The sequence below is a fragment of the Aquitalea palustris genome (assembly GCF_003693445.1).
Classification (GTDB): Bacteria; Pseudomonadota; Gammaproteobacteria; order Burkholderiales; family Chromobacteriaceae; genus Aquitalea; species Aquitalea palustris.
This window is the reverse complement of sequence record NZ_RFAR01000047.1, coordinates 26,809-33,741: the sequence shown is the minus strand read 5'-3', so window position 1 is coordinate 33,741 and position 6,933 is coordinate 26,809. Positions and strand designations below refer to the sequence as shown.

Annotated in this window: 6 protein-coding genes; 5 read left to right on the top strand and 1 reads right to left on the bottom strand. The window is 63.3% G+C overall.

All coding sequences use genetic code 11. The features are described from left to right. Window positions 1–205 (bottom strand): hypothetical protein (locus EAY64_RS20635; protein ID WP_233566486.1); only part of this gene is annotated, 205 nt, incomplete at its 3' end. A 107-nt stretch (window positions 206–312) separates the two neighbouring features. Between EAY64_RS20635 and fdhA the strand changes: the two genes are divergently transcribed. From fdhA to EAY64_RS11950, 5 genes are all read left to right on the top strand, one after another. After that, window positions 313–1,515, top strand: a complete 1,203-nt coding sequence (gene fdhA / locus EAY64_RS11970; protein ID WP_103524991.1) for a formaldehyde dehydrogenase, glutathione-independent — start codon at window positions 313–315, stop codon at window positions 1,513–1,515. Window positions 1,516–1,660: 145 nt separating this feature from the next. Then, window positions 1,661–2,137, top strand: coding sequence for a formate dehydrogenase subunit gamma (locus EAY64_RS11965; protein WP_103524990.1), 477 nt, complete (start codon window positions 1,661–1,663; stop codon window positions 2,135–2,137). Beyond that, window positions 2,131–3,690: a formate dehydrogenase beta subunit gene (locus tag EAY64_RS11960; protein ID WP_103524989.1), complete on the top strand. Its 1,560-nt coding sequence runs from the start codon at window positions 2,131–2,133 to the stop codon at window positions 3,688–3,690. Before EAY64_RS11965 ends, EAY64_RS11960 begins: the two co-directional genes overlap by 7 nt. Beyond that, window positions 3,687–6,557: a formate dehydrogenase subunit alpha gene (fdhF, locus tag EAY64_RS11955; protein ID WP_103524988.1), complete on the top strand. Its 2,871-nt coding sequence runs from the start codon at window positions 3,687–3,689 to the stop codon at window positions 6,555–6,557. Before EAY64_RS11960 ends, fdhF begins: the two co-directional genes overlap by 4 nt. Next, entirely contained in the window at window positions 6,554–6,784 is a 231-nt protein-coding gene (locus tag EAY64_RS11950; protein WP_103524987.1) for a formate dehydrogenase subunit delta, read from the top strand. The genes fdhF and EAY64_RS11950 overlap by 4 nt, the downstream gene beginning before the upstream one ends. Window positions 6,785–6,933: the final 149 nt, after the last annotated feature.

The window sequence follows — 6,933 nt, the reverse complement described above, 5'->3', positions numbered from 1 at the left end:
GCAAAGATCCCTTTCCCGTTCGCCGCGCGGAAGCGGCAAGACAAAACATCATCCGCGTGAGCGAATGCATACCTGTATTTACTTCTAAGCTGCTATCGGACTCTGACTTCTGTGCATAAAACCCCATGATTCCACAGGTTTTTTTGCTGTACCTGTCGAGAGACTGCCAGACGTTATCCATGGTAAAGCTGTCGTATTTGTTCAAGTCCTGCCGCCTGTGCGCCATTACCGTAGGGTGGGTGCTGGCCGCTGTTGCCAATGCCTCCCCCGGAGCGGGGCGCGCTCCGATGCAGTCGCAGTGAGGAGACAACAATGACGGGAAACCGCGGAGTCGTTTATGTAGGGCCTGGCAAGGTGGAAGTGCAGCACATCCCCTTTCCGGAACTGGTATCCCCCCAGGGCCGCAAGCTGGGCCATGGGGTAATCCTGAAAGTATTGAGCACCAATATCTGTGGCTCGGACCAGCACATGGTGCGTGGCCGCACCACCGCGCCTTCCGGCCTGGTGCTTGGCCATGAAATCACCGGCGAGGTGATCGAGCTGGGCAGCGATGTGGAAACCCTGAAAAAGGGCGACATCGTGTCGGTGCCGTTCAATGTGGCGTGCGGTCGTTGCCGCTGTTGCAAGGAGCAGAACACCGGTGTCTGCCTGTCGGTGAACCCGGCTCGTGCCGGTGGCGCCTATGGCTATGTCGACATGGGCGGCTGGGTGGGCGGGCAGGCGGAATACGTGATGGTGCCTTATGCCGACTTCAATCTGCTGAAATTCCCCGACCGCGATCAGGCCATGGCCAAGATCCGCGATCTCACCTGCCTGTCCGACATCCTGCCCACCGGTTATCACGGGGCGGTGTCGGCGGGTGTCGGCCCCGGCAGCACGGTGTATGTGGCTGGTGCCGGTCCGGTGGGGCTGGCGGCTGCAGCATCGGCACGGCTGCTGGGTGCTGCGGTGGTGATTGTCGGGGACGTGAACCCGGCACGGCTGGTGCATGCGCGGGCGGTGGGTTTTGAAACCGCCGACCTGTCGCAGGACGCCACGCTGGCCGAGCAGATTGCCGCCATCCTGGGCGTGCCGGAAGTGGACTGCGCCATCGACGCTGTCGGCTTCGAAGCGCGTGGCCACGGCCATGCCGGTTCGCAGCATGAAGCTCCGGCCACCGTGCTCAATTCCTTGATGGAAGTCACCCGCGAAGCCGGGCGTATCGGCATTCCCGGTCTGTATGTGACCGACGACCCCGGTGCCAAGGACGAAGCTGCCCGCCGTGGCAGCCTGTCGGTACGGCTGGGGCTGGGCTGGGCCAAGTCGCATACCTTCTTTACCGGCCAGACCCCGGTGATGAAGTACAACCGTGCGCTGATGCAGGCCATTCTGTGGGACCGCATCAATATTGCCGAAGTGGTGGGGGTGGAGCTGATCACGCTGGATCAGGCCCCGCAAGGCTATGCGGCTTTCGATGGCGGCGCACCGAAGAAATTCGTCATCGACCCGCATCTGCAATTGCTCAGCGCAGCCTGAGGCGGGCCTCACCATCAAGGAGTAGTTGCCCGACTGGAAACTAACGCCAATTGGGCATTGCAGTGAGCTGTCAGACGGCGCAATCTTGCCGTCTGGCAGTCAAACAGCATGTTTTCAAGCAGGGCTCACCCGCAGGACCGCAAGCATGAACGCACAACAACAAGACACCCTTCAGCAACTGCTGCAGCAATACCGGGACTTGCCCGGCGGCCTGCTGCCGCTGCTGCACGCCGTACAGGATGTACTGGGCCATATCCCGGCGGATGCCATTCCGGCGATTGCCCGTGCCATGAACCAGAGCCAGGCCGAGGTGCATGGCGTCATCGGCTTCTACCACGATTTCCGTACCTCCCCGCCTGCCGCGCACAGCCTGCGCCTGTGCCGCGCCGAAGCCTGCCAGAGCATGGGCTCCGAGACGCTGGCCGCCCAGCTGCGCACGCAACTGGGGGTGGACGACCACGGCCACACGGCGGACGGCCAGCTGGAATTGCGCCCGGTGTACTGTCTGGGCGCCTGTGCCTGTGCCCCGGCCTTGCAGCTGGATGGCCAGTTGCACGCCCGCGTTACTCCGGAAAAACTCAGCGCCCTGCTGGCAGCCTGTGGCAAGGAGGCGAAATGCTGACCCTGTATATCCCGATGGATTCGGTCGCCTGTGCGGTGGGCGCGGATGCCGTGGCAGCGGAGTTTGCCACCGAAGCGGCACGCCGCAAGCTCGACATCACTATCGTGCGCACCAGTTCGCGCGGCCTGTTCTGGCTGGAGCCGCTGGTGGAAGTGGACACCCCGCAAGGCCGTGCCGGCTACCGTGAAGTCAGCCCGGATCAAGTCGCCAGCCTGCTGGATGTGGACCTGGCCGCCAATGGTGACCACTTGCTGTCGGTGGGGCTGGTGGAACAACTGCCTTATCTGAAAACCCAGCAGCGCCTGCTGTTTGCCCGTGCCGGCATTACCAGTCCGCTGTCGCTAGAACATTATCTGGCTCACGGCGGCTATCAGGGGCTGGAACATGCTGCGCGGCTGAGCCACGACGAAATCGTGGCCGAGGTGCTGGAATCCGGCCTGCGTGGCCGTGGCGGTGCAGCCTTCCCGGCTGGTATCAAATGGCGCACCGTGCGTCAGGCCCAGGCCGAACAGAAATACGTGGTATGCAATGCCGACGAGGGCGATTCCGGCAGCTTTGCCGACCGCATGCTGATGGAGGGCGACCCCTTCCTGCTGATTGAGGGCATGACCATTGCCGGGCTGGCGGTCGGTGCTAGCCGAGGTTATATCTATGTGCGCTCCGAATACGCCCCGGCCATTGCCGTGCTGCGTGAGGCTATCGACATTGCCCGCGCCCATGGCTATCTGGGGGCGGATGTGGCCCACGGCGGCCATGAATTTGAGATTGAAGTGCGCGAGGGTGCCGGGGCCTATATCTGCGGCGAGGAAACCTCGCTGCTGGAATCTGTCGAAGGCCGCCGTGGCACGGTACGCGCCAAGCCGCCGCTACCGGCCTTGCACGGCCTGTTCGGCCAGCCCACCCTAGTGCACAACGTGCTGTCGCTGGCTTCGGTACCGCTGATCATGTCGCGCGGAGCCAGCTGGTATCGCAATTTCGGCATGGGCCGCTCGCTGGGCACCATGGCTTTCCAGCTGGCAGGCAATGTACGACGTGGCGGGCTGGTGGAGCGGGCGTTTGGTCTGACCTTGCGTGAGCTGGTGTTCGATTACGGCGGCGGCACCGCCAGCGGCAAACCGGTGAAAGCGGTGCAACTGGGCGGCCCGCTGGGTGCGTGGATTCCACCGTCGCAGTTTGATACCCCGCTGGATTACGAAGCGCTGGCGGCGATAGGTGCCATGCTGGGCCACGGTGGCGCGGTGCTGTGCGATGACAGCCTGCACCTGGGGCAGATGGCACGCTTTGCCATGCAGTTCTGTGCCGAGGAATCCTGCGGCAAATGCACGCCCTGTCGTATTGGCTCGACCCGCGGGGTGGAAGTCATCGAGCGCCTGCTGGCCGCGCCGGATAGCGCCGAGCGCGAGCGTCAGCGCGCGCTGCTGGATGATCTGTGCGACACCATGCAATACGGCTCCTTGTGCGCGCTGGGCGGCATGACGCCGTTTCCGGTACAAAGTGCCATGCGTCATTTTCCGGCCGACTTCGGGCTGGACACTCAGGAGCAAGCACGATGAGCTGCCAATGCGGAGCAGGTGCATCCTGCAACAAGGACATGGGCACGCCGGCCCGCCCCGGCGAGGCCAGCATCACCCTCACCATCGACGGCCAGAACATCAGCGTGCCGCCGGGTACTTCTGTCATGCACGCGGCGGCACTGCTGGATACGGCCATCCCCAAGCTGTGCGCCACCGACAGCCTGGAGCCGTTTGGCTCCTGCCGCATGTGCATGGTGGAAATCGACGGTCATCGCGGCTATCCGGCCTCCTGTACCACCCCGGTATCGCCCGGCATGGTGGTGCGTACCCAAAGCGACAAACTGGCCAAGCTGCGCCGTGGCGTGATGGAGCTGTATATTTCCGACCATCCGCTGGATTGCCTCACCTGCAGTGCCAATGGCAATTGCGAGCTGCAAACCGTGGCCGGGCAGGTGGGCCTGCGCGAAGTGCGCTACGGCATGGACGGGGCCAACCATCTGCAGGACCAGAAAGACGTTTCCAATCCTTATTTTGATTACGACCCGTCCAAGTGCATCGTGTGCAACCGCTGCGTGCGCGCCTGTGAAGAAACCCAGGGCACGTTTGCGCTGACCATTGCCGGACGCGGTTTTGCATCCCGCGTCAGTCCGGCGGGCGGGGCGGATTTTCTTGGCTCCGAATGCGTGTCTTGCGGAGCCTGCGTGCAGGCCTGTCCCACCGCCACGCTGATGGAAAAGAGCGTCATCCAGTGGGGCCAGCCGGAGCGCAGCGTCATCACCACCTGCGCCTATTGCGGCGTGGGCTGCTCCTTCCGTGCCGAGCTCAAGGGCAACCAGCTGGTGCGCATGGTGCCGGACAAGAACGGCCAGGCCAACCATGGCCACTCCTGCGTCAAGGGCCGTTTTGCCTGGGGCTATGCCACCCACCCGGACCGCATCACCAAGCCGATGATACGCAGCAGCATCGACGCGCCGTGGCAGGAAGTCAGCTGGGACGTGGCGCTGAACCACGCCGCCAGCGAATTCCGCCGCATCCAGCAAAAATATGGCCGCGATGCGGTGGGCGGTATCACCTCCAGCCGCTGTACCAATGAAGAAACCTATCTGGTGCAAAAGCTGGTGCGTGCCGCCTTTGGCAATAACAATGTCGACACCTGCGCCCGCGTCTGCCATTCGCCCACCGGCTATGGCCTGAAACAGACGCTGGGTGAGTCCGCCGGTACCCAGAGCTTCGACTCGGTGATGCAGGCCGATGTGGTGCTGGTGATCGGCGCCAACCCCAGCGACGCCCACCCGGTATTTGCCTCCCAGCTCAAGCGTCGTCTGCGTGAGGGTGCGCAGCTGATTGTCATCGACCCGCGCCGTATCGATCTGGTGGATGCCATCCACGCCCGCGCCGCCCATCATCTGGCGCTGCGGCCCGGCACCAATGTGGCCATGCTCAATGCGCTGGCCCATGTCATCGTCAGCGAAGGGCTGCTGGACGAAGACTTTGTTGCCGCCCGTTGCGATAGCGCAGCCTTTGGTCACTGGCGGCACTTTGTCGCCCAGCCGGAACACGCGCCGGAGGCAATGGCCGCCGTGTGTGGTGTGCCCGCCGACGACATCCGCGCCGCCGCCCGGCTGTATGCCAGCGCTGGCAATGCCGCCATCTATTACGGCCTGGGGGTGACTGAACACAGCCAGGGCAGCACCTCGGTGATGGCGATTGCCAACCTGGCCATGGCCACCGGCAATATCGGCCGCGAAGGCGTGGGGGTGAACCCGCTGCGCGGCCAGAACAATGTGCAGGGCTCCTGCGATATGGGCAGCTTCCCGCACGAATTCCCCGGTTACCGCCATGTGTCGGACGACGTGGTGCGCGCCGAATTCGAACAGGCCTGGGGCGTGTCGCTGCATAACGAACCCGGCCTGCGCATTCCCAATATGTTCGAAGCCGCGCTGGATGGCAGCTTCAAGGCGCTGTACTGCCAGGGCGAAGACATCGCGCAGAGCGACCCCAATACCCAGCATGTCACTGCCGCGCTGTCGGCCATGGAGTGCGTGGTGGTGCAGGATATTTTCCTGAATGAAACCGCCAAGTTCGCCCATGTATTCTTGCCGGGCAGCTCCTTCCTGGAAAAAGACGGCACTTTTACCAATGCCGAGCGCCGCATCTCGCGCGTGCGCAAGGTGATGGACCCGCTGGGCGGCAAGGCCGACTGGGAAGTCACCGTGGCCCTAGCCCAGGCCTTGGGCTATGCCATGGATTACCGTCATCCGTCAGAAATCATGGATGAAATCGCCCGCCTGACGCCCACCTTCAGCGGCGTCAGCTATGCCGCGCTGGAGCGCCACGGCAGCCTGCAATGGCCATGCAATGCGGCAGCGCCGGATGGTACGGTCACCATGCATATCGGTGAATTCGTGCGTGGCAAGGGCCGTTTCATGATTACCCGCTATGTACCGACCGAAGAGCGCGTCAACGGCCGCTTCCCGCTGCTGCTCACCACCGGACGCATCCTCAGCCAGTACAATGTCGGCGCGCAAACCCGCCGCACCGACAATGTGGCCTGGCACGAGGAAGACCGGCTGGAAATCCACCCGGCCGATGCCGAAAACCGTGGCATTGTCGATGGCGACTGGGTGGGCGTGGCCAGCCGCGCCGGTGAGACTGTGCTGCGCGCCAGGGTGAGCGAACGGGTGGCCGCCGGGGTGGTGTACACCACCTTCCATTTCCCGGAATCCGGGGCCAATGTCATCACCACGGATAATTCCGACTGGGCCACCAACTGCCCGGAATACAAGGTGACCGCAGTGGAAATCATCAAGGTCAACCAGCCGTCGGAATGGCAGCAACGCTACCGCCATTTCAGCCGTCAGCAACAGGAACTGCTGCGGCAAGGCCGTGGGGAGGAGGTGCAATGAACCCGTCACATCTGGTGAAGATGGCCAATCAGATCAGCGACTTTTTCAGCGCCGACTGCAGTGAGGAAGAAGCCGCGGCGGAAATCGCCAGCCATCTGCAACGCTTCTGGGCCCCGGCCATGCGTCAGCGGCTGGCGCTGGCGCTACAGCAAGGTGAGGCGCAAGACTTGCGCCCGGCGGCCTGCCGGGCGGTAGAAATGCTGTCATTGCCAGTCAGCCAAGCGTGATTGCCGGGGATGCGCGACAGGAAGTTGCGCATCCCCGCTGGTTTGCTGGCTAGTGTCCTCCCAGTCCCGCTCCCGTCATTCTGCGCTATTTACAAAACTTGTTATTCCTGTGTGCCGCAGTATGCTGGGCAGACAGACTGCCCGTTTCG